The 733-nt window shown below is 41.6% G+C and carries 1 protein-coding gene; it reads left to right on the top strand.

The features are described from left to right. The first annotated feature begins 251 nt into the window (after positions 1 to 251). Complete coding sequence (locus NK638_RS12355; protein ID WP_105243922.1) at positions 252 to 581, top strand: CopG family transcriptional regulator; 330 nt, start codon at positions 252 to 254, stop codon at positions 579 to 581. Positions 582 to 733 lie beyond the last annotated feature (152 nt).

The raw sequence follows: 733 nt of genomic DNA, 5'->3' as shown, positions 1-733 counted from the left end.
CGGACTGTTAATCCGTGTGTCCCTGGTTCGAGCCCAGGTTGGAGAGCCATATACGAAAAACCTTCATCATTATTTGATGAAGGTTTTTTTATGGCCGCCATTTTTGGCTCAGACAATTCTCTTATGAAATCAGTGATATAAATACCGCTGCGGTGTTCATTTGGACGATTTTGTTGTATGGTAAGAGTAGTTTGCTTGGGTTCGTTTTGTCTGAATATTTTACTCCTACTCACTAAAAATAATGGTTTATTATGATACCTGCACGTGTAAAAAATAAGTTTTCTGACCATCCGCAAAAAATCATGCGCCCAGTCAGTATTCGGCTGTCTGAAGAGATGATCGCATTATTAGAGACCACCTCAAAAGAGCTGGGCTTTAAGCGTATTCAAGGACTGATTCGCCTATACATCCGTCAAGGGCTTGATCGTGATCATCAAGACTATACCCTAGCGCACGATGAAGTGTTTATCGAGTCTTTGCGCAAGCGCGGCGTCAGTCAACGCATCATCGATGAGGCCATCGTGGTGACTCACAATAACAACATCTCCCACCCCTTATCCGAGCTACAAAACGACGATTAGCAGAGATGATTAAAAAAGCCGATTCGATATACTGCCGACTATATATAGACAACAATATATAATCGACGACAATATGTAAGCGACGATACATAAGCGACAGTATAAAAAACCGCTTTCTTAATGATGAACTAGATAGGCTGCGTACCAAAAGA

It is taken from the genome of Psychrobacter sp. A3 (assembly GCF_028823565.1).
GTDB classification, from domain to species: Bacteria; Pseudomonadota; Gammaproteobacteria; order Pseudomonadales; family Moraxellaceae; genus Psychrobacter; species Psychrobacter celer.
The sequence above is the reverse complement of the archived record's forward strand: the minus strand, read 5'-3'. Positions and strand labels throughout refer to the sequence as shown.

Bases quoted from the DNA above. Each gene is read 5' to 3' on its own strand.
- NK638_RS12355 (WP_105243922.1), top strand. From the start codon at position 252: ATGATACCTGCACGTGTAAAAAATAAGTTTTCTGACCATCCGCAAAAA.